At 69.3% G+C, this 23,539-nt stretch carries 25 protein-coding genes and 1 tRNA gene; 8 read left to right on the forward strand and 18 right to left on the reverse strand.

Annotated features, from left to right (window positions below; genetic code table 11):
- Positions 1-37: 37 nt before the first annotated feature.
- The 3 genes from SSP08S_RS01950 to SSP08S_RS01960 form a co-directional block, all read right to left on the reverse strand.
- The gene (locus SSP08S_RS01950; RefSeq protein WP_019065891.1) at positions 38-460 is read right to left on the reverse strand and encodes a hypothetical protein; all 423 of its coding nucleotides are present in this window, start codon (positions 458-460) and stop codon (positions 38-40) included.
- Positions 461-527: 67 nt separating this feature from the next.
- Entirely contained in the window at positions 528-2,039 is a 1,512-nt protein-coding gene (locus SSP08S_RS01955) for an MFS transporter (protein ID WP_019065892.1), read from the reverse strand.
- A gap of 64 nt (positions 2,040-2,103) precedes the next feature.
- A complete protein-coding gene (locus SSP08S_RS01960) occupies positions 2,104-3,450 on the reverse strand; it encodes a DUF445 domain-containing protein (RefSeq protein WP_019065893.1) in 1,347 nt (448 codons plus the stop codon).
- A 116-nt stretch (positions 3,451-3,566) separates the two neighbouring features.
- Here SSP08S_RS01960 and SSP08S_RS01965 point away from each other — a divergent pair, with 116 nt between their 5' ends.
- Positions 3,567-4,922, forward strand: a complete 1,356-nt coding sequence (locus SSP08S_RS01965; protein ID WP_019065894.1) for an SGNH/GDSL hydrolase family protein — start codon at positions 3,567-3,569, stop codon at positions 4,920-4,922.
- Between the two features lie 9 nt (positions 4,923-4,931).
- Here the strand turns inward: SSP08S_RS01965 and SSP08S_RS01970 are convergent, their stop codons facing one another.
- From SSP08S_RS01970 to SSP08S_RS01985, 4 genes are all read right to left on the reverse strand, one after another.
- Positions 4,932-5,792 carry a DUF1707 SHOCT-like domain-containing protein gene (locus SSP08S_RS01970; RefSeq protein ID WP_019065895.1) on the reverse strand — a complete coding sequence of 287 codons (861 nt, stop codon included), beginning with the start codon at positions 5,790-5,792 and terminating at the stop codon, positions 4,932-4,934.
- Between the two features lie 33 nt (positions 5,793-5,825).
- Positions 5,826-6,800, reverse strand: a complete 975-nt coding sequence (locus SSP08S_RS01975; protein ID WP_019065896.1) for an ABC transporter ATP-binding protein — start codon at positions 6,798-6,800, stop codon at positions 5,826-5,828.
- A 29-nt stretch (positions 6,801-6,829) separates the two neighbouring features.
- Positions 6,830-7,594, reverse strand: a complete 765-nt coding sequence (locus tag SSP08S_RS01980; protein WP_051105844.1) for an ABC transporter permease — start codon at positions 7,592-7,594, stop codon at positions 6,830-6,832.
- A 79-nt stretch (positions 7,595-7,673) separates the two neighbouring features.
- The gene (locus SSP08S_RS01985; RefSeq protein ID WP_026178108.1) at positions 7,674-8,474 is read right to left on the reverse strand and encodes an ABC transporter permease; all 801 of its coding nucleotides are present in this window, start codon (positions 8,472-8,474) and stop codon (positions 7,674-7,676) included.
- Positions 8,475-8,717: 243 nt separating this feature from the next.
- On the opposite strand from SSP08S_RS01985, the gene SSP08S_RS01990 reads away from it, so the two are divergent.
- A complete protein-coding gene (locus SSP08S_RS01990; protein WP_026178109.1) occupies positions 8,718-11,135 on the forward strand; it encodes a transglycosylase domain-containing protein in 2,418 nt (805 codons plus the stop codon).
- A gap of 90 nt (positions 11,136-11,225) precedes the next feature.
- On the opposite strand, the gene SSP08S_RS01995 is transcribed toward SSP08S_RS01990, so the two are convergent.
- The gene (locus SSP08S_RS01995; protein WP_026178110.1) at positions 11,226-11,582 is read right to left on the reverse strand and encodes a GroES family chaperonin; all 357 of its coding nucleotides are present in this window, start codon (positions 11,580-11,582) and stop codon (positions 11,226-11,228) included.
- Between the two features lie 56 nt (positions 11,583-11,638).
- Positions 11,639-11,986, reverse strand: a complete 348-nt coding sequence (locus SSP08S_RS02000; RefSeq protein WP_019065901.1) for a DUF3618 domain-containing protein — start codon at positions 11,984-11,986, stop codon at positions 11,639-11,641.
- 94 nt (positions 11,987-12,080) lie between these two features.
- Here SSP08S_RS02000 and bcp point away from each other — a divergent pair, with 94 nt between their 5' ends.
- Complete coding sequence (gene bcp, locus SSP08S_RS02005; protein WP_019065902.1) at positions 12,081-12,548, forward strand: thioredoxin-dependent thiol peroxidase; 468 nt, start codon at positions 12,081-12,083, stop codon at positions 12,546-12,548.
- Here bcp and SSP08S_RS02010 read toward each other — a convergent pair.
- Complete coding sequence (locus SSP08S_RS02010; RefSeq protein ID WP_019065903.1) at positions 12,545-13,087, reverse strand: GNAT family N-acetyltransferase; 543 nt, start codon at positions 13,085-13,087, stop codon at positions 12,545-12,547. The genes bcp and SSP08S_RS02010 overlap by 4 nt on opposite strands.
- 304 nt (positions 13,088-13,391) lie before the next feature.
- Between SSP08S_RS02010 and SSP08S_RS61565 the strand changes: the two genes are divergently transcribed.
- Both SSP08S_RS61565 and SSP08S_RS02020 read left to right on the forward strand, forming a co-directional pair.
- Positions 13,392-14,153, forward strand: coding sequence for an HNH endonuclease (locus SSP08S_RS61565; RefSeq protein WP_019065904.1), 762 nt, complete (start codon positions 13,392-13,394; stop codon positions 14,151-14,153).
- 53 nt (positions 14,154-14,206) lie between these two features.
- A tRNA-Leu gene (locus SSP08S_RS02020) sits at positions 14,207-14,290 on the forward strand.
- Positions 14,291-14,333: 43 nt separating this feature from the next.
- Here SSP08S_RS02020 and rdgB read toward each other — a convergent pair.
- From rdgB to SSP08S_RS02040, 4 genes are all read right to left on the reverse strand, one after another.
- Positions 14,334-14,936: an RdgB/HAM1 family non-canonical purine NTP pyrophosphatase gene (rdgB, locus tag SSP08S_RS02025; protein ID WP_019065905.1), complete on the reverse strand. Its 603-nt coding sequence runs from the start codon at positions 14,934-14,936 to the stop codon at positions 14,334-14,336.
- A 31-nt stretch (positions 14,937-14,967) separates the two neighbouring features.
- Complete coding sequence (locus SSP08S_RS02030) at positions 14,968-15,366, reverse strand: hypothetical protein (RefSeq protein ID WP_019065906.1); 399 nt, start codon at positions 15,364-15,366, stop codon at positions 14,968-14,970.
- Positions 15,367-15,515: 149 nt separating this feature from the next.
- Positions 15,516-16,253: a ribonuclease PH gene (gene rph, locus SSP08S_RS02035; RefSeq protein WP_019065907.1), complete on the reverse strand. Its 738-nt coding sequence runs from the start codon at positions 16,251-16,253 to the stop codon at positions 15,516-15,518.
- Between the two features lie 90 nt (positions 16,254-16,343).
- The gene (locus SSP08S_RS02040) at positions 16,344-16,703 is read right to left on the reverse strand and encodes a PTS sugar transporter subunit IIB (RefSeq protein WP_281176105.1); all 360 of its coding nucleotides are present in this window, start codon (positions 16,701-16,703) and stop codon (positions 16,344-16,346) included.
- A gap of 15 nt (positions 16,704-16,718) precedes the next feature.
- Here SSP08S_RS02040 and SSP08S_RS02045 point away from each other — a divergent pair, with 15 nt between their 5' ends.
- A complete protein-coding gene (locus SSP08S_RS02045; RefSeq protein WP_019065909.1) occupies positions 16,719-18,011 on the forward strand; it encodes a PTS transporter subunit EIIC in 1,293 nt (430 codons plus the stop codon).
- A 180-nt stretch (positions 18,012-18,191) separates the two neighbouring features.
- Positions 18,192-19,442, forward strand: coding sequence for a PTS transporter subunit EIIC (locus tag SSP08S_RS02050; RefSeq protein ID WP_019065910.1), 1,251 nt, complete (start codon positions 18,192-18,194; stop codon positions 19,440-19,442).
- A gap of 72 nt (positions 19,443-19,514) precedes the next feature.
- Here the strand turns inward: SSP08S_RS02050 and SSP08S_RS02055 are convergent, their stop codons facing one another.
- The 4 genes from SSP08S_RS02055 to SSP08S_RS02070 all read right to left on the reverse strand — a co-directional run bounded on the left by SSP08S_RS02055 (position 19,515) and on the right by SSP08S_RS02070 (position 22,656).
- Positions 19,515-20,447: an NADP-dependent oxidoreductase gene (locus SSP08S_RS02055; protein ID WP_019065911.1), complete on the reverse strand. Its 933-nt coding sequence runs from the start codon at positions 20,445-20,447 to the stop codon at positions 19,515-19,517.
- 36 nt (positions 20,448-20,483) lie between these two features.
- Complete coding sequence (locus SSP08S_RS02060) at positions 20,484-21,548, reverse strand: MBL fold metallo-hydrolase (protein ID WP_026178111.1); 1,065 nt, start codon at positions 21,546-21,548, stop codon at positions 20,484-20,486.
- A 124-nt stretch (positions 21,549-21,672) separates the two neighbouring features.
- Positions 21,673-22,089 carry a nuclear transport factor 2 family protein gene (locus SSP08S_RS02065; RefSeq protein ID WP_019065912.1) on the reverse strand — a complete coding sequence of 139 codons (417 nt, stop codon included), beginning with the start codon at positions 22,087-22,089 and terminating at the stop codon, positions 21,673-21,675.
- A 120-nt stretch (positions 22,090-22,209) separates the two neighbouring features.
- Positions 22,210-22,656, reverse strand: coding sequence for an Rrf2 family transcriptional regulator (locus SSP08S_RS02070; RefSeq protein WP_019065913.1), 447 nt, complete (start codon positions 22,654-22,656; stop codon positions 22,210-22,212).
- A 162-nt stretch (positions 22,657-22,818) separates the two neighbouring features.
- On the opposite strand from SSP08S_RS02070, the gene SSP08S_RS02075 reads away from it, so the two are divergent.
- Complete coding sequence (locus SSP08S_RS02075; RefSeq protein ID WP_019065914.1) at positions 22,819-23,529, forward strand: SDR family NAD(P)-dependent oxidoreductase; 711 nt, start codon at positions 22,819-22,821, stop codon at positions 23,527-23,529.
- The last annotated feature ends 10 nt before the right edge of the window (positions 23,530-23,539 follow it).

Genomic DNA, 23,539 nt, shown 5'->3' on the forward strand with positions numbered 1-23,539 from the left:
GTCAGTTGTCACCAAGAAGCGCGTCCGCTACGGCGGTTCAGCAGCCGTGGGCCGACAGCACGCCCTCCGCCGAGTCCTCCTCGCACGGGCGGAAACGTCGGCCCACCGCCGATGCCACCAGCACCCCCACACCGATCACGAGCGTCGCGAACGCCCACTGCTGGGGCCATTCGGCCTCGTCGGGCCAGTTGGCATAGCCCCGCGGGTGGGTGACGTACATCAGGCCGGCCGGGGGCACCGCCACCAGCAGCACGGGCCAGGCCGGGTCGTCGCGGCGGCCGAGGTAGCCCGCCAGGAGCAGCAGGAGCGCCGCGAGGACGAGCACGCCGGGGACGGACGCCCCCGTCCAGGCGACGCACACGAAGTACGCCGCCGACGCGAGGGCGGCGCCGAGCGCGCGGGTCAGCCAGCGTTCCGGCCAGGGGCGGGTCCGCAGGGGGCTCAGCAACTTCTCGGTCATGCGTACGAGGGTTCCCGCATCGGACGGGGGCGCGACAGAGTACGCGTACTCAGATCCGCCCGCCCTCTCACGCCGGGCGCGCGGCGGCCCCCGCCGCACGCCCCGACCCCACCGCCGTCAACGGCGTGGCCACATCCTCCAGCGACCGCCGCTCCGCCCGTACCGCCAGCGCCGCCGCCACCAGTCCCGCCGCGCACATCAAGCCCGCCCCGATCTGGAACGCGAGCACCGTGTCGGCGACCTTGCCCGTGCCCGTCAGGTCCGCGAAGAGCAGCGGGCCGCTGATGCCACCGGCGGCCGTGCCGAGGGCGTAGAAGAAGGCGATCGACATGGCGCGGGTCTCCATCGGGAAGATCTCCGACACCGTCAGATACGCGCTGGACGCGCCCGCCGAGGCGAAGAACAGCACCGCGCACCAGCACGCGGTCAGCGTCCCCGCGCTCAGCGAACCCCGGTCGAACAGCCACGCCGTGCCGAACAGCAGCAGCCCCGAGAGCAGATACGTCGACGAGATCATCGTGCGCCGGCCCACCGTGTCGAAGAGCTTGCCGAGCAGCAGCGGGCCCAGGAAGTTGCCGACAGCGATGACCGCGAAGTAGTAACCCGTGTTGCCCGTGGGGACGTTGAAGAACTTGGTCAGGATCGCGCCGAAGCCGAACGTGATCGCGTTGTACAGGAACGCCTGCCCGATGAAGAGGGAGAAGCCCAGCGTCGCGCGCTTGGGATAGTCCCGGAAGATCGTGCGGGCGATCTCGCCGAAGGAGACGCTCTCGCGCTGGTGGATGGTGATCTCCCCCTCGGCGGGCGGGAGTTCACGGCCCTGTTCGGCCTCTATCCGGCGCTCGATCGACGTCACCACCTCGTCCGCCTCCCGGTCCCGGCCGTGGATCAGCAGCCAGCGCGGGCTTTCCGGGACGTGCCGTCGTACGAGGAGGATCACCAGGGCGAGTACGGCGCCCAGCGCGAAGGTCAGCCGCCAGCCCACGTCCGGCGCGAAGACGCTCGTGTTCAGCGCGAGGATCGACAGCAGCGAGCCACCCACCGCGCCCACCCAGAAACTGCCGTTGATGATCAGGTCCACACGGCCCCGGCAGTACGACGGGATCAGCTCGTCGATCGCGGAGTTGATCGCCGCGTACTCGCCGCCGATGCCGAAGCCGGTGAGGAAGCGGAACGTGAAGAACCACCAGGTGGAGAAGGAGACGGCGGTGAGCGCGGTGGCCGCCAGATACACCGCCAGCGTGATCATGAAGAGCTTTTTACGGCCGTAGCGGTCGGTCAGCCGGCCCCAGAAGAGGGCGCCGACGCAGGCGCCCGCCACATACAGCGCGGCGGCGATGCCGGTGACCTGGCCGGAGCTGATCGGCAGACCGCTGTCCGGCTCGGAGAGGCGGCCCGCGATGTTGCCGACGACCGTGACCTCCAGGCCGTCGAGGATCCACACGGTGCCGAGGCCGACGACGATCGTCCAGTGCCAGCGGGACCACGGGAGGCGGTCCAGACGGGCGGGGATGGACGAAGTGATCGTCCGGCCGCCGCTCCCGGCCGGGATGTCGGCACTCGCGCTCACACTGGCCATGGGGTCCTCCTCGTCCCGCGAACCCCCTCCGGGTGCCCCGGAGAACCGGCCCCTACACGCCCGGCTACACCCCCACCACCCGCGACACCGTATAGATCAGCAACCCCGCCAACGACCCCACCACCGTGCCGTTGATCCGGATGAACTGCAGGTCGCGGCCGATGTTCGCCTCGATCTTGCGGGTCGTGTGTTCGGCGTCCCAGCTCGCCACCGTGTCCGTGATCAGGGAGGTGATCTCCTTGCGGTAGGTGGTGACGACGTACACCGCGGCGCCCTCCAGCCAGCCGTCGACCTTGGCCTGGAGCTTCGGTTCGACCGCCATGCGCGCGCCGAGCGACAGCAGGGAGGCCCGCACCCGCAGCCGTAGCTCACTGCGTTCGTCCTCGGCGGCCGACACGATCATCGAGCGGACGGACGTCCAGGCGCTGGCGATCAGGTCCTGGACCTCGCCGCGGCCGAGGACCTCGCCCTTGAGGCGCTCCACCCGCGCGCGGGTGTCCGTGTCGGACTGGAGGTCGGCGGCGAAGTCGCCGAGGAAGCGGTCCAGGGCGCCGCGGGCCGGGTGGGAGGGCATGTCGCGCATCTCGGTGACGAAGCGGAGCAGTTCCTTGTAGACGCGCTCGCCGATCCGCTTGTCGACGAATCTCGGGGTCCACCCGGGGGCGCCGCCCTCGACGGCGTCCATGACCTGCTCGTCGTGCAGGACGAGCCAGTCGTGCGCGCGGGTGACGATGAGGTCGACGACCCGCTTGTGACCGCCGTCGGCGACGATCTTCTCCAGCATCTTCCCTATGCCGGGGGCGATCTCCTGGGCGTCGGCGCGGCGGGTGATCGCCTCGCCGACCACCGCCTGGACGTCGGAGTCCCGGAGCACCGTGAGGGCCCCGCGGAGGGCGGCCGACAGCTCCGCCGTCACCCGGTCGGCGTGATCCGGTACGGCCAGCCAGGCGCCGAGTCTGCTGCCGATGCCGACGGCGCGCAGCCGCTGCCGTACGACCTCCTCGGAGAGGAAGTTCTCGCCGACGAACTCGCCCAGGGAGACGCCCAGTTGGTCCTTCTTGGTGGGGATGATCGCGGTGTGCGGGATGGGCAGGCCGAGCGGGTGGCGGAAGAGCGCGGTGACCGCGAACCAGTCGGCCATCGCGCCCACCATGCCGGCCTCGGCCGCCGCGGCGACATAGCCCGCCCAGGGGCCCGCGCCCGAGTTCGACGCCCACTTGGCGAGCACGTACACGACGGCCACGAAGAGCAGCAGGGCCAGCGCCGTCAGCTTCATCCGGCGCACGCCGCGCTGCTTCTCCTCGTCGGCCGCGCTGAACGTGGTCATCGTGCGGCGGGACGAGGCCCCGTCGCTCTCAGCACCCACTTCCGTACGTTCCATCCGCTCCACCCGTTCGCCGGTACCGTGCATATTGTCCCTTCCTGACCGACTCCCGGGACAGAACAGGAGTTCCCGACGTCACCCGAAAGGGCAAAATGGCAGGGCCCTGCCACTCGCCCGAGGAGACCCGAGGAGACCTGCACCGCGTGACCGAGCGACCCGCCGGGGACGAGGGGGTGTCCCCCACCAGGCATCGTGCCCTGCTGTCCGCGATCATCACCCTGGTCGTGGTCCTTTCCGTCGGCATCTACGTCGGTGTCTCCGCCGGCGACGGCAGCGCCGGCGACTCCCCCGCCGGAGGCCGCGGCCGGCCCAACTCCGCCGACCCCGCCTCGGCCGGCACCTGGGTCGGCGCCTGGTCGGCCGCCCCGGTGGGCGGCGAGCCCGGCACCGAGCCGGCGGGCATGGCGGGCCGCTCGGTGCGCAACGTCGTCCACACGAGCACCGCCGGGACGAGCGCCCGGATCACCCTCTCCAACCTCTACGGCCAGTCCCCGCTGACCTTCACCCACGCCTCGATCGCCCTCGCGGCCGGCCACAGCACCTCCGCCGCCGCTCCCGGCACCATGCGCCGGCTGACCTTCGGCGGCGCCACGTCCGTCACCGTCCCGGCCGGGCAGCAGGTGCTCAGCGACGCCGTACACCTCCAAGTCCCGCAGGGCGCCGACGTGTTGGTCACCACCTACGCCCCCGCCGAGTCCGGCCCGGTCACCATCCACCCGTACGCCCGGCAGATCTCCTACCTGGCCGACGGCGACCGGGTCGAGAACCCGAGCGCCACGCCGTACACCCGACGCACCTCGGTGTGGCGCTACTTGACCGCGCTGGACGTGCTGAGCCACGACGCGAACGGCACGGTCGTCGCGTTCGGCGACTCGATAACCGACGGCTCCACCTCGAGCGTGGGCGCCAACCGCCGCTGGCCGGACGCCTTTTCGCAGCGGCTGCGCGCCGCCGTGGCGGCCGGGCAGCAGAACGTGCCGCGCTACAGCGTCGTCAACGCGGGCATCAGCGGCAACCAGATACTCGCCAGCCATCCGGGCCGGCCCGCCGAGAACCAGAGCGGCCTGACCCGCTTCACGCGCGATGTCCTCGGCCGGCCGAACGTCAAGGTCCTCATCCTCGACCTCGGCGTCAACGACACCCTGCACGGCGCCGACGCCGACCGCATCCTGGCCGGCCTGCGCACCCTGGTCCGCGAGGCCCACGCCCACGGCATCAAGGTCGTCGGCGCGACCCTGACCCCCTTCGGCGGCTACCCCCGGTACAGGGCGGCCCGGGAGGCCGTACGGCAGCGGGTCAACGCGGAGATCAGGAGCGGCACGGTGTACGACGCCGTCGTCGACTTCGACAAGGCGCTGCGCGACCCGTACGACCCGCGCAGATACGCCCCCGAGTACGACTCGGGCGACCATCTCCACCCCAGCGACCGGGGCTACCGCAGGATGGCCGACGCGATCGACCTGACGGACCTCAAGGGCGCGGTCCCCGCCCGGTTGTAAGCGGACCGCTCAGTCCCAGTCGCGGTGCCTGCGCTCCCGCCGCTCCCGGTGCCGCTCGCGGCGCTCCTCGTGCCGTTCCCGCCGTTCCTCGTGCCGGCGGCGCATCGCCTCGCGGTGCTCCTCCATGGCCTCGCGGTGGGCGTCGTGCAGGCCGCCGGACAGGGCGTCGCGGTGGGAGCCGTAGAGCTCCTTCGTCGAGGAACCGCCCTCCAGTTTCTGCCGGCGCCGCTCCTCCTTGAGCCGCTGGCGCTCGGCACGGGGGAGCTTGCGTTCCACGCCGACCCCGCCCCAGAAGGCGAAGCCCGTGACGATCACGCGCGGGGCGCCCGGCTCGCCCGGCACGCCCTCCTGGCTGTGGTCGAAGCCGCCCATGATGCCGATGCCGCGCACGACGACCTCGACGCCCGGCGGCACGATGATCTGCGCGCCGCCCATGATCGCGATGCAGTTGATCTCGACCTCGCGGTCCGCGAAGTTCGCCTCGCGCAGGTCGATCTCGCCGCCACCCCAGAAGGCGACGGCGGTGAACCGCTTGGGGACCGTCCAGCGCCCCTTGCGCTGGAACCCGGACATGATGGCCACGGCGGCGCTCGACGACCCTTCGCCACCGACGATCCGCGAGGCCCAACTCCCGCTCTCCGCCGGCTCCTTGACCATGTTCACCGGCGGCGGTGCGACCCCGGGGGCCGGCAGGTCGGCGGTGATGGGCGTCAGTTCGCCGTACGTCCGCGCCTTGTACGTCGCCTCGAGACGCTCCTCGAACTCCTCCATGTCGAGCCGGCCCTCGGCGACGGCGTCGCGCAGGACCTCGGCGACCCGCTCACGGTCGGCGTCGGATGCGCGGAGCTCCGGGACTGCGTCGTCGGTCATACAGGGCAGCCTACGAGACCGTTCGGCAGAGGGCTACGAGACCGCTTTCTCGGCCTGTTCCGCGTACATCTTCGCGATGACCGCCTCGATGTCCGGTTCCCGCACCGACAGGTCCACCATCGGGTACTCCGCCGCGATCCGCGCCACCAGCGGGGCCGCCGACGCCGAGGCCGGGAACGTCAGCCACTGGCGCGGCCCCTCCACCCTCACCGTCCGCGCGTCCGGCACCTCGATCGGGGGCAACTCCCGCTCCAGGTCCACCACAAGGGTCCGCTCGCTCTCCCCCGCCTCGTGCAGCCCGGTCAGCGGACCGTCGTACATCAGCCGGCCGTGGTCGATGACCATCACCCGCGAGCACAACTGCTCGATGTCCTGGAGGTCATGGGTGGTGAGCAGCACCGTGGTGCCGCGCTCGGCGTTCAACTCCCGCAGGAACTCCCGCACTTTGGCCTTGGAGATGACGTCCAGGCCGATGGTCGGCTCGTCCAGGTAGAGCACCTCGGGGTCGTGCAGCAGGGCCGCCGCGATGTCGCCGCGCATCCGCTGGCCGAGCGAGAGCTGACGTACGGGGACGTCCAACAGGGCGCCCAGTTCGAGGAGTTCGACGCAGCGGGCGAGGTTCTCGGCGTAACGGGCGTCCGGGATGCGGTACATGCGGTGCATCAGCTTGTACGAGTCGATCAGCGGGAGGTCCCACCAGAGTGTGGTCCGCTGGCCGAACACCACGCCGATGCGGTGCGCGAGCCGGGTGCGCTCGCGGGACGGGTCGATGCCGGCCACCCGCAGCCGGCCCCCGGACGGGGTGAGGATGCCGGTCAGCATCTTGATGGTGGTCGACTTCCCGGCGCCGTTCGGCCCGATGTAGCCGACCATCTCGCCGCGCGCCACGGCGAAGGAGATCGAGTCGACGGCCCGCACCTGGCGCCGCTCCCGTTTCATGAACCCGGTCTTCTTGCGCACGTCGAAGACCTTCTCGACGCGGTCGAGTTGAATGAAGTGCTCGTCCACAGAATCGTCCGCAAACCCGTCCACAGTCCTCAACTTCCCGTGCTTCGGTACGACTTGAGCCCCGCCCGCCAGGCCAGCCCGGCCAGCGCGCAGCAGACAAGCGCCACCAGCGGCGAGGCGAACTCCGCGCCCGGCGGCAGATCCAGCGGGTACGGCCGCCCCAGCACATAGGAGGCGGGCACCCAGTTGACGAAGGCGAGCGGCAGCATGAAGGTCACGCCCCGCACGAAGTCCTTGCCGAACACCACCGGCGGATACGACAGCAGGGTGTTGCCGCCGTACGTGAACGCGTTCTGCACCTCCGCCGCGTCCTGCGCCACGATCTGGAAGGCCGCGCCCGCCACGAACAGCGCCCCGAAGATCGCCGCCCCGCAGACCAGCATCACCGGCACCAACAGCAGCTTCCCGACAGTCCAGTTGACGTCGACGGCGACGAGCGCGTAGCCGAGAACCAGGCCACCCTGGGTGATCCGGCCGAGGCGGCGCAGCGCGAAGTGGTCCGCGCCGATCTGCGCCAGCACCGGCGCCGGACGCACCAGCAGCGTGTCGAAGGAGCCGTCGCGGATGCGGGTGCCCAGCACGTCCATCGAGCCGAGGACCAGGTCGGAGATCCCGAACGCGGTCGCCGACAGGCCGTACAGGAAGGCGACTTCGGGCAGCGACCAGCCGCCCAGCGAGTCGACCCGCGAGAACATCAGCAGGATCGTGGCGAAGTCCAGACCGGTCACCAGCAGGTTGCCGACGACCGTGATGACGAAGGAGGCGCGGTAGGTCATGCTCGACCGGACCCACATCCCGGCGATCAGCCCGTAGGCGCGCAGCCCCTCGCGCCATCGGGGCAACTCCCGTGTGCCGTCCCGCAGTCGGAGGCTCTCAACCACCCTGCACCACCACCCTTCGCGTAGCCACCGACTGCAGCAGCCGTCCCGCCGCGAGCAGCGCCACCGCCCAGGCCGCCTGGAAGGCGTACGCGTGCAGCGGATCGGTCTTCCCCATCAGCACGTCCGCCGGCAGCTGGATCTGCGCCGCCCACGGCAGCGCCCGTACGACCTCGCCGAGCGCGCCCGGGAAGGCGTTCAGCGGGAGCACCATGCCCGAGCAGAAGATCCCCAGAATCATCATGGCCTGGTTGACGCCGGTGCCGTCGAGCAGCCAGAACGTGCTCAGCGCGGCCAGAAAGCGGATGCCGAAACTGACGAGCACCGCCAGGAGCAGCGCCACCAGCAGGGCCGCCCAGGAGCCGACGTCCGTGGGCAGCGCCATCTTGAAGAACAGCGCGCCGACGGCGAAGGGGATCACCCCGCGCCCCAGCATCTGGAACATGGCCCGACCGAAGTCGCTTGCCAGCCACCACAGTTGGAGGTCGGCTGGCCGGTACAGGTCGACGGCGATGTCACCCGTGCGGATGCGCTCCATCAGGTCCTTCTCGAACCCGCCGCCCTGGATCGCCAGCGTCGCGTACAGACACTGCCCGAGCCACACATAGGTCACCGCCTCCGCCTGGTCGTAGCCCCCGAGATGCGGGCGCTCGTCCCACAGCGCCAGATACGTGTAGACGAGGACCACGCCGAACACGGTGTTGGTGAACACCCCGGCGAGCGTCGCCGCCCGATACGTCGCGTACCGTCTGAAACCACCCGCCGCGACGGCCGCGTACAACCGACCGGCACCCACCAGAAACCCACCCTCCACGCCCTCTTGACACCGAAGCGCAGGAGCCTAGTGCGCAGGTGGTGACGCACGCCACGCATTTTTCGGGCAAGTGCGTGCCGATGGTCGGGAACGGAACGCATGGTGCGAGAGTCTTCGTCTGGGGGCGCAGAAGCGCACAAGGCCGTACAGGAACGTACGCGACCGTATGGGAACATGCGGGGCCGTACGGGACGGTACGACGCGAAACAGGAGTCCGTGCACGACATGAGCGACCAGCCGCAGCCGCAGCAGCCCGAGCAGGGCTGGGCACCGAGAGAGCCGGAAGCGGCTGCCGCACCCGAGGCCCCCGGGGGCAAGAAGCCGAAGCGGCCCAAGCGCACCGGTTGGCGGCGGATCATCCCGACCTGGCGGATGACGCTCGCGGGGGTCGTCACGCTCGTGGCGCTGCTGATCGGCGCGTTCTACCTCGGGTACTCGCTGGTCAAGATCCCGCCCGCCAACGCGCTCGCCACCAAGCAGTCCAACGTGTACCTCTACGCGGACGGCACCCAACTCGCCCGCGACGGCGAGGTCAACCGCGAGAACGTCGGCCTCGACCAGGTCTCCGCCAACGCCCAGCACGCCGTACTGGCCGCCGAGGACCGGGACTTCTTCTCCGAGTCCGCCGTCGACCCGAAGGCGATGGTCCGCGCCGGGTGGAACACCGCCACCGGCAAGGGCACCCAGTCCGGCTCCACGATCACCCAGCAGTACGTCAAGAACTACTACCTGGGCCAGGAACAGACCGTCACCCGAAAGGTGAAGGAGTTCTTCATCTCGATCAAGCTGGACCGCGAGGAGTCCAAGTCCCAGATCCTGGAGGGCTACCTCAACACCAGCTACTTCGGCCGCAACGCCTACGGCATCCAGGCCGCCGCCCAGGCCTACTACGGCAAGGACGCCGTCGACCTCGACGCGGGCCGGGGCGCCTATCTCGCCGCGCTGCTGAACGCGCCGAGCGAGTACGACGTCGTGGCGCACCCGGAGAACAAGGCCGCCGCGGTGGCCCGTTGGAACTACGTCCTCGACGGCATGGTCAAGAAGGGCTGGCTCACCGAGGCCGCGCGCGCCGGCATGAAGTTCCCGATGCCGAAAGAGGCCACGGCCTCGACGAGCATGTCCGGGCAGCGGGGTTACATCGTCACCGCGATCAAGGACTACCTCGCCACCAACAAGATCATCGACGCGGACACCCTCGAAGCCGGCGGCTACCGCATCACCACCACGCTCCAGAAGAGCAAGCAGGACGCCTTCGTGAAGGCCGTCAACGACCAAGTCATGTCCAAGCTCGACAAGAAGAGCCGCAAGGTCGACAACTACGTACGCGCGGGCGGCGCTTCGGTCGACCCCAAGACCGGGCAGATCGTCGCGATGTACGGCGGCATCGACTACGTGAAGCAGTACACGAACGGCGCCACCCGCGGCGACTTCCAGGTCGGCTCCACCTTCAAGCCGTTCGTCCTCGCCTCCGCGATCCAGAACGGCTCGCAGACCCAGGACGGCCAGACCATCACCCCCAACACCTACTACGACGGCACCGACAAGCGCCCCGTGGAAGGCTGGAGCGGCGGCTCCTACGCCCCCGAGAACGAGGACGGCGTCTCCTACGGCGACATCACCGTCCGCACGGCCACCGACAAGTCCGTCAACTCGGTGTACGCGCAGATGGCCGTGGACGTCGGCCCCGCCAAGGTGAAACAGACGGCCGTCGACCTCGGCATCCCGGCCGACACCCCCGACCTCACCGCCACCCCGTCCATCGCGCTCGGCCCGTCCACCGCGAGCGTCCTGGACATGGCGGAGGCCTACGCCACCCTCGCCAACCACGGTCAGCGGCACACGTACACGATGATCTCGAAGATCACCAAGGACGGCACCGACCAGGTCAAGCTGCCCGCGCAGAAGACCACCCGCGCGGTGAGCCGCGAGTCCGCCGACACCACGACCAACGTCCTGGAGAGCGTCGTCGACAACGGCACCGCGACCGCAGCGCAGGGCGCCGACCGCCCGGCCGCCGGCAAGACCGGCACGGCCGAGAAGGACACGGCGGCCTGGTTCGCGGGCTACACCCCCGACCTCGCCACCGTCGTCTCCGTCATGGGCCAGAACCCGACCACCGCCGCCCACGAACCGCTCTACGGCGCGATGGGCCTCGCCCGCGTCAACGGCGGCGGGGCGCCCGCCGAGATCTGGGCCCAGTTCACCAAGTCCGCTCTCAAGGGCACCCCGGCCAACGACTTCGACCTCCAGCTCCAGGACGGCGCCGAGACGGTCGCGCCCCCCAGCATCCAGCCCTCCCAGCCGTCCACGACCGACGGCCAGAACAACGGCGGCACGACCACCACCGGCGGCCAGACCGACCAGGGCCAGACCCAGGGCGGCACCACCACCGGCGGAACGACCGACGGCGGCACGACGGGGGGCACTACAACCGACGGCGGCACCACGACCACCACCGGCGGCACCACAGGCACCACAACGGACGGCTCCACGACCACCACCGGCGGCACCACGGGCACGACCACCGACGGCACGACGACGACCGGCGGCACGACGGGGACCACCACGGACGGCACGACGGGCGGCACGACGACCGGAGGGACTACGGCGGGGCCGCAGAGCACGGCGCGGAAGAAGGAGTGAGCGGGGGGGCCGCTGAACGGGCGGTGCACAGCATAAAAGGGGCTGGTGACGATGGTCACCAGCCCCTTCGAGGCATCTCGAGGCTTCGTACTACAGGTACAGGCCGGTCGAGTCCTCGGAGCCCTCGAAGCGGTCGGCGGCGACCGCGTGCAGGTCGCGTTCGCGCATGAGGACGTAGGCGATGCCGCGGACCTCGACCTCGGCACGGTCCTCCGGGTCGTAGAGGACCCGGTCGCCGGGCTCCACGGTCCGTACGTTCTGGCCCACCGCGACGACATCGGCCCAGGCCAGCCGGCGCCCGACCGCGGCCGTCGCCGGAATCAGGATCCCGCCGCCCGAACGCCGCTCGCCCTCGCTCTTGTCCTGCCGCACGAGCACACGGTCGTGCAGCATCCGGATGGGCAGCTTGTCGTGCTGGGTGCTCTGCTCGTCTCTCTTGGCGCTCACGCCCACGAACCTACCTGCCTCGGACCCGTCGGTACGCCGCCGGGTACCCCACGAAATCAGCCCTTACGACCCTTGCCGCGCCGGGACCCGAGGACGAACAGCCCCACGACCCCGACGGCGACGAGAGCGACCGGGACGATCCGCTCCACCCTCGGCGCGCCCTCCTCGTCCACGAACTGCCCCTTGACGTCACTCACGACCCGGTTGACGCCGACGTACGCCTTCCCGAGGGTGTGATCGATGCTGGACGCGACCTTGGCCTTCGCGTCGCCCACGATGGTCTTCGGGTGCACCCGCACCCCGATCTCGTCGAGCGTGTCGGCGAGGACATCGCGGCGACGCTTGATGTCCGCCTCGATCTGCGCCGGGGTTCTGGTGTCCGGCGTGTTCGACGTGTCCGCCACCGTACGGCCTCCGAAGTCTGCTGGTACTTGTGCCGGACAGTCTGTCAGCTCTCGCGCGGAGTGCACTGTCAGCACCCCCGGTTACGCTAGCGCGATGAGTGAACGACTCCAGCCCGGGGACGTTGCCCCCGCCTTCACGCTCCCCGACGCCGACGGCAACGAGGTGTCCCTCGCCGACCACAAGGGCCGCAAGGTCATCGTCTACTTCTACCCGGCGGCCCTCACGCCCGGCTGCACCAAGCAGGCCTGCGACTTCACGGACAACCTGGAGGTGCTGGCCGGCGCCGGGTACGACGTCATCGGCATCTCCCCCGACAAGCCGGAGAAGCTCGCCAAGTTCCGCGAGAAGGAGAACCTCAAGGTCACCCTCCTCGCGGACCCCGACAAGCAGGTCCTCGACGCCTACGCGGCCTTCGGCGAGAAGAAGAACTACGGCAAGACCTACATGGGCGTCATCCGCTCCACGATCATCGTGGACGAGTCCGGCAAGGTCGAGCACGCGCTGTACAACGTCCGCGCGACGGGCCACGTGGCGAAGATCATCAAGGACCTGGGCATCTAGCCCTCCAGTACCTTTTCGTACCTGAACGAGATCCACACATCAGGAGGCAGGTCGGCCCGCCCCGGCACCGGCCTGCGCTCCTCTCTCCACTCCCCCGGAGCAAGGTCCTCACCGACCCGCCGCCAGAACGCAACGGCCCCCGGATTGGCATCCTGAAACGCGATCTCCCACTGCCCCGGATGCCGCGCGACGACCTCGCGGACAGCCCTTCGCCCGACCCCGCCCCGCCGAATCCCCCGCGCTACGAAGAAGCTGTTCAGCACCCGAGTAGGCCCACTGAGCCCCCGCACAAACGCGAACCCGACGGGCCGCTCCCCCCTGACAAAGAGATACGGCGCCCAGTCCTCCCCACCCCCACCGAACGCCAAGTCCACCCGCTCACTGCGGAACGTGCCGTCGGGGTTGGGCAGTTGAGGCTCCGCCGCGGTGTCGAACTCGGACAGATCGTGACGGAACATCAGCCAGAGCCGCTCGATGGTGGGGCGGTCGGCGGGGGTGGCTGGGCGTATGTCCACTGTCGTGGACGAGGTCTTGGTCATGAAAAAAGCCTCCCGGGAGGAACAAGAGTCCACGCCCTGGGAGGCTTCAGCTATCTGCAGTCTACCAATCCGCTTTACGGTTCGGGCGTGACAGCTCGCACCGGCCGTCGCCGAGGCCCGCAACTGGACCGATCTGATGCGGCGGCTCGGGCTCAAGGCAAGCGGAGGACAACGGCGTGTGCTGCAGGAAAAGGTAGCGGGGCACGGAATCGACACGAGCCACTTCGCCAAACGCAGCCCCTGACGCAAATACCCGGACTCGGCCATCGCCGAAGCCGCCGCCTCATCCTCGTCGCTGCGCGAAGTGGCGCTGAAACTCGGCGCCACCCCCGCGACAGGGACGCTGTCGCACATTCGTCGCCGTATTCACGCGGCCGGCATCGACGTCAGTCACTTCCCCGGCACCGGCAGACCCGACCTGGACCTGCCCTTCACCGCCGAAGAACTCAAGGCGGCTGCCGAAACGACGACCAGTGTCCGTGGCGTTGCTCGCGCCCTGGGCGTACCTGACGACAGCCGTTCACGCGCGACCCTGCATCGCATGCCGCGCGCCGGGGGCATCGGCCTCGCGCACTTCTCTCACCAGCGCATATCACTTCCCGAGGACAGACTCCGCGACCTCGTACACCACTCGACAAGCTATGCGGACGTCCTGCGCGGTCTCGGCCTGGACGTCAACGACACCAGTCACCGGCGGGTCCGGCGCGCGGCGGCTCGACTCGGCCTGGACACGAGCCACTTCAAGCGCCGGTCATGGGCACGACCGGAACGCCCCTCTCCCGAGCCCGTCTCCCACCGGATTCTGGTCGTCCTGCCCTCTGGCGCCGGCCGGACCAACCGAAGCCAGCTGCACCGAGCCCTGACCGAGATCGGGGTGCCTTACGCGTGCGAGGCCTGCGGCAACACGGGCGAGTGGCTCGGCCGACCGATCACCTTGCAGATCGACCACGTCAACGGAGACTGGCGCGACAATCGCCGGGAGAACCTGCGGTACCCCTGCCCCAACTGTCACGCGGTGACGGAGACCTGGTGCCGTCAGAAGGAGAGGGCGCCCCTCGTCGCGTAACTTGCTCTGCCCTTACACTGAACGCTGCCGGTCGAGCGTGATGACCGTTTTGGGCGGCCGTGATGGAATTGGCAGTCATGCTGGGTTTAGGTCCCAGTGGGTTAACACCCGTGTGGGTTCGAATCCCACCGGCCGCACACGCAGAAGGGCCGCCCGGCTGGGCGGCCCTTCGTCTGTCGTTCAGCCCAACAACTCCCGCACCACCGGCACCAACCCCCGAAACGCCTTCCCCCGATGCGAGATCGCGTTCTTCTCCTCCGCCGTCAGTTCCGCGCAGGTCCGGGTGTCGCCGTCCGGCTGGAGGATCGGGTCGTAGCCGAAGCCGTTCGTGCCGGTCGGTGCGAACCTCAGGACGCCCCTCAGCCGGCCCTCGACCACGCGTTCCGTGCCGTCCGGGAGGGCGAGGGCCGCCGCGCAGGCGAAGTGGGCACCGCGGTGTTCCTCCGCGATGTCCGACAGTTGGGCCAGCAGCAGGTTCAGGTTGGCCTTGTCGTCGCCGTGGCGGCCGGCCCAGCGGGCGGAGAAGATGCCCGGCGCGCCGTTGAGGACGTCGACGCACAGGCCCGAGTCGTCGGCGACCGCGGGGAGGCCTGTTGCCTGGGCGAGGGCGTGGGCCTTGAGGAGCGCGTTCTCGGCGAAGGTGACGCCCGTTTCCTTGACGTCGGGGATGTCGGGGTACGACTCGGCGCCGATCAGTTCGTGGGGCAGTCCCGCGTCGGCGAGGATCGACCTCAGTTCGGTGATTTTCCCGGCGTTGCGGGTGGCGAGGATCAGGCGTGTCATGGCGTTCAGTATCCCAATGTCCCGTCCGCGGCTATGACGTGCAGACCTTCGTCAACTCCCCCGCCGCGTCCGTCACCGGGCTGATGTCGGGGGTGTTGTCGCCGTTCTTGACCGCCGTGCGGACGTTGTCGACGGCCTTCTCCAGGCTGTCCACCGCCTTGTTGACGTCCGCGTTGTCGGTCTTGTCGCCGATCTTGTCGAGGTCCTTCTCGATGGAGTTGAGGGACTGGTCGGTCTGGGTGGGGTCGTTGGCCGCGTTCTCCACCGCCTGTTGGAGGCCGGTGACGCTGTCGGCGATGGTGTCGGCGGTCTGGACGCAGTCGATGGCCTTGTCGACGGCGTCGCAGCCGGTGGCGAGTCCGGTGGTCAGAGCGATCACCGCCACGGTGGTGGCTACGACGATTCGGCTACGACGGCTTGCGGCGGCCATGGTTCGGTTTCCTCCCCGTGGGGGTGGGCTGCTGCGGCCACTCCCCGTTTCCGTTCCGTATGCGTAGGGACGCGAGCGCGGGCTGCCGGGTTGACCCCGCAGCCCGCTTCTCTTTGTACGTCCTTTACTGACCTGGCCCGTCCAGCCTCTTACTTCTCCAGCGCGGCCTCAAGTGCCTTTCGCTGTACGGCGGTCAGCTCGCCGCAGCCGGCGACGGCGAGGTCGAGGAGGGCGTTGAGCTCGTCGCGGGCGAAGGGTTCGGCCTCGGCGGTGCCCTGGACCTCGACGAAGCGGCCGTCGCCGGTGCAGACGACGTTCATGTCGGTCTCGGCGCGGACGTCCTCCTCGTAGCAGAGGTCCAGGAGCGGGACTCCGCCGACGATGCCGACCGAGACCGCCGAGACCGTGCCGGTGAGCGGCTGGCGGCCGGCCTTGATCAGCTTCTTGCCCTGGGCCCAGGTGACGGCGTCCGCGAGCGCGACGTACGCGCCGGTGATGGCGGCCGTACGGGTGCCGCCGTCGGCCTGGAGGACGTCGCAGTCGAGGACGATGGTGTTCTCGCCGAGGGCCTTGTAGTCGATGACGGCGCGCAGTGAGCGGCCGATGAGGCGGCTGATCTCGTGGGTGCGGCCGCCGATCTTGCCGCGGACGGATTCGCGGTCGCCGCGGGTGTTGGTGGCGCGGGGCAGCATGGAGTACTCGGCGGTGACCCAGCCCTCGCCGCTGCCCTTGCGCCAGCGGGGCACGCCTTCGGTGACGGAGGCGGTGCAGAAGACCTTGGTGTCGCCGAAGGAGACGAGGACGGAGCCCTCGGCGTGCTTGCTCCAGCCGCGTTCGATGGTGACGGGGCGGAGCTGTTCGGGGGTTCGGCCGTCGATTCGAGACATGGCGAAGAGCCTAGTGGTAGAGCGGGAAGGGGCTCCTCCCGGATCGGGAAGAGCCCCTCAGTACGCGGAGCCGGGGATGATCCCCGCGCTTCACATCAGGTCTTCGATGTCCGCCGCGATCGGGTCCGCGTCGGTGCCGATGACGACCTGGATGGCGGTGCCCATCTTGACGACGCCGTGGGCGCCGGCGGCCTTGAGGGCGGCTTCGTCGACCAAGCTCGGGTCCTTGACCTCGGTGCGCAGGCGGGTGATGCAGCCTTCGACCTCTTCGATGTTGTCGATGCCGCCCAGCCCGGCAACGATCTTCTCAGCCTTGGTGGCCATGGTGTTCTCTCCCTGATCCGAACCGCTTTGTCGCAGTAACCCACAGTTGGCCCAGCTTCGCGAGCGGTCATGTCGTGCGTGCCGAATGATGGTGACGATCACGTCGCCAACTGGTCTACACCACATTACCGAGGGGCGTCCATGAGTGCCGACAGTGCAGCCGCCGGTCCCGGGCGCGTCTCCTGGAACAAGGCGTTCCAGGGGTTGCAGAAGATGGGCCGCAGTCTCCAACTCCCCATCGCCGTACTGCCGGCCGCCGGCATCCTCAACCGGCTGGGGCAGCCGGACGTGTTCGGGGACGACGGGCTGGGGTGGACCAATGTCTCGAAGGTGATGGCGGGTGCGGGCGGCGCGCTGCTGGACGGTCAGCTGGGGTTGCCGCTGCTGTTCTGCGTGGGTGTCGCGATCGGGATGGCGAAGAAGTCGGACGGGTCGACGGCGCTGGCCGGGCTGGTCGGTTTCCTCGTCTACTACAACGTGCTGCGCCAGTTCCCGAAGGACTGCACGGGCGGTACGAACGCGCTGCCCGGGATCGGGTGCCAGGCCGCGGACCACTCGGTGTCGGCGTTCACGTACCAGAACCCCGGGGTGTTCGGCGGGATCGTGCTGGGGTTGCTGACCGCGTTCTTCTGGGCGCGGTACCACCGTACGAAGCTGGTGGACTGGCTGGGCTTCTTCAACGGGCGGCGGCTGGTGCCGATCATCATGTCGTTCGTGGCGATCGCGGTCGCGGCGGTGGCGCTGTGGATCTGGCCGCCGATCGGCACGGGTCTCGAGCACTTCAGCGACTGGCTGAGCGCCCGGGGCGCGGTGGGTGCCGGGGTGTTCGGCCTGGCCAACCGGGCGCTGCTGGTCGTGGGGCTGCACCAGTTCCTGAACGTGCCCATCTGGTTCCAGTTCGGGAGTTACACCAAGCCGGACGGGACGGTGGTGCACGGTGACATCAACATGTTCCTGGCGGGTGACCCGAACGCGGGGCAGTTCACCTCGGGCTTCTTCCCGATCATGATGTTCGCGCTGCCCGCGGCGGCGCTCGCGATCGCACACTGCGCGAAGCCGAGCCGTCGTAAAGAGGTGGGCGGGCTGATGCTGTCGGTCGCCCTCACCTCCTTCGTGACCGGTATCACCGAGCCCATCGAGTATTCGTTCCTGTTCATCGCGCCCCTTCTCTACGCGGTCCACGCGGTGTTGACGGGTGTGTCGATGGCGGTGACCTGGGGGCTCGGGGTCCACGACGGGTTCAGCTTCTCGGCGGGGCTGATCGACTACGCGATCAACTGGAATCTGGCGACGAGACCGTGGGCGATCATTCCGATCGGGCTGTGCTTCGCGGCGGTGTACTACGTCGTCTTCCGTTTCGCGATCACGAAGTTCGATCTGAAGACTCCGGGGCGGGAGCCTGAGGAGGAGCAGGAGGACGTCACAAAAGCCTGACGCCGTAAGCGAGTTGGGCCCCTGGATCATCGATCCGGGGGCCCTTTGCCATGCCTGCCCCCGTGTACGCGGGGTAGCGATTCGGTCGCAGGTTTTGCGGGTTCCTTTATGCGGACTTCATCTGCTACAACAGGTCTACACCACTGAGTGGTGTAGACCACCACCCGATGGAGGAAGTCTATGTCCACCGCCACCGCGCCAACGGCGGCCCCCGCGAAGAAGTGGGGATCCGGCCTGTTCCAGGGCCTGCAGAAGATCGGCCGCAGCCTTCAGCTCCCGATCGCCGTGCTTCCGGCGGCGGGCATTCTGCTCCGGTTCGGCCAGGCCGACATCCACGACAAGCTGCATCTGCCGGACAAGGTGACGGCGGTCTTCGCCACCGCCGGTGGCGCGATCTTCGATAACCTGCCGCTGCTGTTCTGTATAGGTGTCGCGATCGGCTTCGCGAAGAAGTCCGACGGCTCCACGGCGCTGGCGGCGCTCGTCGGCTTCCTCGTCTACAGCAATGTGCTCAAGGCCTTCCCGGTCACCGACGCCAAGATCCTCAAGGGCGCGGACGTGGCCGCGACCTACAACAACCCCGGTGTCCTCGGCGGCATCATCATGGGTCTGCTCTCCGCGGTGCTGTGGCAGAAGTTCCACCGGACCAAGCTGGTCGACTGGCTCGGCTTCTTCAACGGCCGCCGCCTGGTGCCGATCATCATGGCCTTCGTCGGGACGCTCATGGGTGTCTTCTTCGGCCTGGTCTGGAAGCCGATCGGTGAGGGCATCTCGAACTTCGGCGAGTGGATCACCGGTCTCGGCGCCTTCGGTGCCGGTCTGTTCGGTCTGATCAACCGCGGTCTGATCCCGGTCGGCATGCACCAGTTCGTCAACTCCGTGGCCTGGTTCCAGATCGGTGACTACAAGGACTCCACCGGTGCCGTCGTCCACGGTGACCTGACCCGCTTCTTCGCGGGTGACCCGTCCGCCGGACAGTTCATGTCGGGCTTCTTCCCCATCATGATGTTCGGCCTGCCGGCCGCCGCGCTCGCCATCGCGCACTCCGCCCGCCCCGAGCGCCGCAAGGCCATCATGGGCATGATGATCTCGCTCGCGCTGACGTCCTTCGTGACCGGTGTGACCGAGCCCATCGAGTTCTCGTTCATGTTCATCGCCCCGGCGCTCTACGCGATCCACGCGGTGCTGACCGCCCTGTCCATGGCGATCACCTGGGCGCTCGGCGTCCACGCGGGCTTCACCTTCTCCGCGGGCTTCATCGACTACGCCCTCAACTGGAACCTCGCCACCAAGCCCTGGCTGATCATCCCGATCGGTCTGGTCTTCGGCGCCATCTACTACTTCGTCTTCCGCTTCGCGATCAACAAGTGGAACCTCCCCACCCCGGGCCGCGAGCCCGAGGAGGAGCTCGAGGACCTCACCAAGGCGTAGGCCTGTCCAACACCCGATGCCCGGCCCGGAGTTCACTCCGGGCCGGGCATCGTCGCAGGCCGACCGACCTGCTCACACCGTGAGCACGATCTTCCCCCGCACCGACCTCTCCTCACTCTTCCGGTGCGCCTCCGCCGCCTCGGTCAGCGGGAGGACCAGACCGACGCGGGCCTTCTTCTTCCCGTCGGCGAGGTCGGCGAGGATCCGCGCGAGCAGCGCGCCGTCGGACTGGGCGCTGACCCGGCGTACCTCGACACCGCGCTCCGCCGGGGGCTCCGGCACGACCGCGATGACGACGAAGACACCGCCGTCGCGCACGGCGTGGATCAGGTCGCCGCCGATACCGGCGGGGTCCACGACGAGGTCGACCCCGCCGGGCACCGACTTCCGTACCGCGGCGGCGAGTTCGCCGGCGTCGCCCGCCCGGCCGAGGACGATGTCGGCGCCGAGGCCCTCGACGTACTTCTCGTCACCGTTCGACGCGACGGCGACGACCTTGGCGCCGCGGCCGGCCGCGTGCTGGACCGCCCAGCCGCCGATGGCGCCGCTCGCGCCGGTGACCAGGACGGTCTGCCCGGCTTCGAGTCCGCCCAGGTCGAGGGCCTGCCAGGCGGTCTCGGAGGTGATCGGGACGGCGGCGGCGGTGATGTCGTCGACGCCGTCCGGGATCGCCGCGAGATGGGCGGGGTCGATGGAGACGACCTCCGCGTACGTGCCCTCCTGGTTCACGAACCAGGGCGCGAGCCCGGCGACCCGGGTACCGGGGGCGAACGGTCCGTCGCCGTCGATCACCGTGCCCGCGAGGTCCGCGCCGAGGATGAACGGCGGTGCCAGGTCGGGCAGCACCTGGCGCAGCCAGCCGGCGCGGGCCGCGAGGTCGGCCGGGTTCACGGAGGTTCCCGTCACCCGGACCCGGACCCGTCCGGCGCGCGGCTCGGGTTCGGGGATGTCGGTCACGGTGAGCACCTCGGGTCCACCGAAGTCGTACTGCTGAATCGCTTTCATCACAGCCTCTTTCGTGGTGAGTCGGGTGGGGGCGGGTCAGTCGTGGACGGTCATTCCGAAGCCGGTGTCGAGGCGCATCGACTCCATGAGCATGAAGGCGTTGCTCTCGGTGAAGACGTCGGCCGCGGCGAGGACGCCGGTGTACTTCCGGACGACCGGGCGGGCGGCGACCGCGATCACCTCGTCGAGGTAGGTCTTGACCGCGGCCCAGGTGTTGTTGCCGTACTTCACGAAGTAGGGGGTGGCGTCGACCGTGGTGAGGGCGGTGCGGATCTCCGTCTCCAGGTCGTCCATGTAGTCGATGTGGATCCTGAGGTCGTGGCGCGTGCCCAGGCGTCCGAGGTGGCCGCCGATGAAGGTGGTCCACGGGTACTTGAGGGCCTTGGCCGGTGCCTGCAGCGAGCCCGGTATGTCCTCGTTGATGTTGAGGTTGGCGAAGGGCACCCAGCCGGGCAGGGCCACGTCCACCAGCATCAGCGTGTCGTGGTCGGGGAGGTGGATGTAGATGTTGTCGGGGGTGTGGTTGGCGCCCTGCCAGGCGAGTTCGATGCGCTCGCCGCCGATGTGCAGGACCCGGTGGTCCTCGAAGGTCTCCTCGGGGGCGGGCTTGTTGGGGTCGTTGTCCCGGAGGAGGAGTCTGCGGGTCTCGGAGTGGCCGATCCGGGTGACGTGCCGGCCGAAGATGCCGGAGCCGCCGGCGTGGTCGGAGTGGTGGTGCGAGTAGACGAGGTGCGTGACCTTGTTGCTCAGGCCGCTCGGCCTGGTCACGTCGTCGATCGCGCGCTGGATGTTGTGGCCGATCGACGGCGGCGCGTCGAGCAGCACCACGCCGTCGCGGGTGGTCAGGAACGCGGAGACATAGGTGCCGTCGGTGACCCAGTAGAGGTTCCGTTTGATACGTCCGACGTAGTAGCCCTGGCTGTTGAGCGCCGGGCCGAGCGAGGACTGGGGCACCGGGGCGAAGTCGGGCAGGTCACTGCTGTCGGCGGCGCGGGCCGGGGCGGCGAGTGCCGTGTCGGCGACGACCGAGCCGATCGCGGGGACCGCGGTCAGGGCGGCGGCGCGGGCCAGGAGGGAGCGGCGGGAGGCGTGGACGGCCATGTTCTGGACCTCTTCTCTGCGCGACGCAGAACGCAAGATACAGGGGGCTTGTAATTGCTTGCCTGAGCAACAATAGGCTTGTTTAGTTGCTCAGGCAAGCAGTTCGGCATACGGGGGCGTGCGATCAGAAGCTGTCGCCGCCGAGCGCCTCCAGGAAGACCTTCGGGTTCCAGTACTCCCGGTAGTTGACGACGAGTCCGTCGCGGAAGGTCGCGAAGGTCGCGTAACTCATGTTGTAGGGGTTGCCGTTGGACACCACGCTGCCGATCACGCTCCACTCCGCGATCGCCACGTTCTCGTCGGCGGTCGGATAGACGCGCACCGAGGGGATCTCGCGGATGTCGATGAGGTCGGGGTAGCCGCGCAGGTAGTCGTAGAGCGCCTCGCGGCCCTCGATCCGGGCGGGCGATCCCTCCGGGGCGAAGGGGAATTCGGCGACGACGTCGTCGGCGCACAGATCCGTCCAGGCCTTCATGTCCTTGGCGAGGAAGGTGTCGAAGGTGCGCCGCAGCAGGTCGACGGCCGAGGGGGTGCTGCTCATCGTGTGCTCCTGTCGAGAGGGACGTCCGCCCTGGGCGGCGGACGCTCCGACACTGGCACTGTGTAAGCGACACAGCGACACTTATCTTCGAGGGGCGCCACGGACCACCGCGTCACGCGGTCACCATTCGAGCGGCATCGTGAACTTCCCGAGGCGGGCGACCTCGTCGGCGATCTCGGCGACCGTGGTGTGGTCCAGCTCCGCCTCGAAGGCCTCGCGGGCGCGGGTCAGCGCGGGCTGGAGACCGCCCACGATGTTGCTGCCGACCGCGCAGTCCGGCGGCGGCGGAGTGCGGTGCAGGGTGAAAAGCCGGGTGTCCTCCACCGCGCGGTACACCTCGAGGAGGTTGATCTCCTCGGCCGGCCTGGCCAGCAACGCGCCGCCGCCCGCGCCGAGTTGGGACCTGGTGAGCCCGGCCGCGCTCAGCCGGGACAGCAGGCCGCGGATCACCACGGGGCTGGTGTTGGCGGAGTGGGCGAGGTCCTCCGAGCGCAGCGGTTTGTCGCCGGTGACCGCGAGGGCGACCAGGGCGTGGACGGCGACGACGAAGCGACTACTGGTGGGCATGGCGATCCTGGAGCGTGTAAGGGTGACGGTTACACGTCCCACTATGCCGCAGCGGCGACTTGCCGTGCGCCCGTCGACTGGCGCACAATTTGCTTGCTTGAGCAATAAGCGCCCTTCAATGCCTTCAATGCCTTCGATGCTGCGACGCAGGAGATGAGAACCATGGCTGATGTCCCGAGTGATCTCCCGACCGCACGGGTCGCGGTGGTGACCGGCGGAGCCGGCGCGATCGGCGGTGCGATCGCCCGTGAACTCGCCCGGCTCGGACACCGGGTCGTCGTCCTGGACCGCACCGGAGACGTCGTCTGCGATCTCGCCTCGGAGCAGGATGTACGGCGGGCAGCCGCCGAGATCCTGGAGCGGTACGGCCGCGTCGACGTGCTCGTGCACTCGGCCGCCGCGGCCGACGCGCTGGAGTGGGAGACCGTCGGCCTCGCCGACTGGCGGCGGATCCAGGCCGTCAACGTCGAGTCGGTCCTGCTGCTGGCGCAGGCCTTCGTGCCCGGGATGCGGGAGCGTGGCTTCGGCCGGATCGTGCTGATCACCTCCGACACCGTGTGGCGGCCGCCGACCCCCGACCTGCTCGGCTACATCACCAGCAAGGGAGCGCTCACCGCGTTCGCGCGCACCCTGGCCGCCGCGCTGGGCAGGGACGGAATCGCCGTGACGTCCGTCGCCCCGGGGCTCACCCGCACCCCGGCGACCGCCTACCAGCCGGACGAGGCCTTCGACGCGGCCCTGGCCACCCAGGCACTCCCCCGCCCTCTCGTCCCCGACGACGTCGCCGCGACCGTGGGCTTCCTGGCCGGCGACGCCGCCGAGGCACTGACCGGCCAGGTCCTGACGGTGGACGGCGGCAGCCTGCTGCGCTGAGCGGAGCAGG

It is taken from the genome of Streptomyces hokutonensis (assembly GCF_000376565.1).
GTDB lineage: Bacteria > Actinomycetota > Actinomycetes > Streptomycetales > Streptomycetaceae > Streptomyces > Streptomyces hokutonensis.

Coding starts and splice junctions, on each gene's coding strand:
- SSP08S_RS01950 (WP_019065891.1), bottom strand. CDS start 460: ATGACCGAGAAGTTGCTGAGCCCCCTGCGGACCCGCCCCTGGCCGGAA.
- SSP08S_RS01955 (WP_019065892.1), bottom strand. CDS start 2,039: ATGGCCAGTGTGAGCGCGAGTGCCGACATCCCGGCCGGGAGCGGCGGC.
- SSP08S_RS01960 (WP_019065893.1), bottom strand. CDS start 3,450: ATGCACGGTACCGGCGAACGGGTGGAGCGGATGGAACGTACGGAAGTG.
- SSP08S_RS01970 (WP_019065895.1), bottom strand. CDS start 5,792: ATGACCGACGACGCAGTCCCGGAGCTCCGCGCATCCGACGCCGACCGT.
- SSP08S_RS01980 (WP_051105844.1), bottom strand. CDS start 7,594: ATGTGGGTCCGGTCGAGCATGACCTACCGCGCCTCCTTCGTCATCACG.
- SSP08S_RS01990 (WP_026178109.1), top strand. CDS start 8,718: ATGAGCGACCAGCCGCAGCCGCAGCAGCCCGAGCAGGGCTGGGCACCG.
- bcp (WP_019065902.1), top strand. CDS start 12,081: ATGAGTGAACGACTCCAGCCCGGGGACGTTGCCCCCGCCTTCACGCTC.
- SSP08S_RS02010 (WP_019065903.1), bottom strand. CDS start 13,087: ATGACCAAGACCTCGTCCACGACAGTGGACATACGCCCAGCCACCCCC.
- rdgB (WP_019065905.1), bottom strand. CDS start 14,936: ATGACACGCCTGATCCTCGCCACCCGCAACGCCGGGAAAATCACCGAA.
- SSP08S_RS02030 (WP_019065906.1), bottom strand. CDS start 15,366: ATGGCCGCCGCAAGCCGTCGTAGCCGAATCGTCGTAGCCACCACCGTG.
- rph (WP_019065907.1), bottom strand. CDS start 16,253: ATGTCTCGAATCGACGGCCGAACCCCCGAACAGCTCCGCCCCGTCACC.
- SSP08S_RS02040 (WP_281176105.1), bottom strand. CDS start 16,703: ATGTGGTGTAGACCAGTTGGCGACGTGATCGTCACCATCATTCGGCAC.
- SSP08S_RS02045 (WP_019065909.1), top strand. CDS start 16,719: ATGAGTGCCGACAGTGCAGCCGCCGGTCCCGGGCGCGTCTCCTGGAAC.
- SSP08S_RS02050 (WP_019065910.1), top strand. CDS start 18,192: ATGTCCACCGCCACCGCGCCAACGGCGGCCCCCGCGAAGAAGTGGGGA.
- SSP08S_RS02055 (WP_019065911.1), bottom strand. CDS start 20,447: ATGAAAGCGATTCAGCAGTACGACTTCGGTGGACCCGAGGTGCTCACC.
- SSP08S_RS02060 (WP_026178111.1), bottom strand. CDS start 21,548: ATGGCCGTCCACGCCTCCCGCCGCTCCCTCCTGGCCCGCGCCGCCGCC.
- SSP08S_RS02065 (WP_019065912.1), bottom strand. CDS start 22,089: ATGAGCAGCACCCCCTCGGCCGTCGACCTGCTGCGGCGCACCTTCGAC.
- SSP08S_RS02070 (WP_019065913.1), bottom strand. CDS start 22,656: ATGCCCACCAGTAGTCGCTTCGTCGTCGCCGTCCACGCCCTGGTCGCC.
- SSP08S_RS02075 (WP_019065914.1), top strand. CDS start 22,819: ATGGCTGATGTCCCGAGTGATCTCCCGACCGCACGGGTCGCGGTGGTG.